Raw genomic sequence first — 571 nt, 5'->3', positions numbered from 1 at the left:
AGTCAAACGATGTACACTTTTTGATAATTATCTCTTTCCTTTAGAAACTGACATAGAGTCGGGCACTGAGTGCCGTGAAATCTCCATTGTCGTTTTTGATGTACTGGAACGATGGCTGAAGGGATATGGATTCCGTCAGCTGTCTTTTCCATGTTACTTCCTGCGAATATTCCGAACCCTGCTGGAAGCGGGCGTACTGGCCTGACAAGCCGCACTCGTTCTTATCGTCCTGATAGGCGCCGCCCAGTTCGGCGTATCGGTAGCAGGCATTCTGATGACTGGTGTTCTCGGAATACTGCACCATGCACGAAATGTTCTTGTCGCCAGCCTTCCATACACTCTGCTCTCCGTAAATCCACCAGGCACAGGTGACTTTGCCCTTGGATTCATCGGAAGAAACCATTTCGCCATCTTCGTTGATCGGATATTGACGGGTATGGACGGCAGCACCCGCAAAATATTTTCCACCTTTATGTTCATACTCCAACTGCGACATGTTGAAGATTCCATCCTTCTTTGGGCGAACCAGGAAAGGATTGTCGTGAGCTTTCCAGCCATTATACCCTGCACC

1 protein-coding gene is annotated in these 571 nt (G+C 48.7%); it reads right to left on the bottom strand.

Going from position 1 to position 571, the window contains the following annotated elements:
• Nucleotides 1–40: 40 nt before the first annotated feature.
• Nucleotides 41–571: carbohydrate porin (locus D4A39_RS19070; RefSeq protein ID WP_147393955.1), on the bottom strand; the 531-nt coding region annotated here is incomplete at its 5' end.

Origin of the sequence: Alcanivorax profundi, from assembly GCF_003597125.1 — a bacterium.
Taxonomy (GTDB): domain Bacteria; phylum Pseudomonadota; class Gammaproteobacteria; order Pseudomonadales; family Alcanivoracaceae; genus Alcanivorax; species Alcanivorax profundi.
This window is presented reverse-complemented; position numbering and strand designations above follow the sequence as displayed.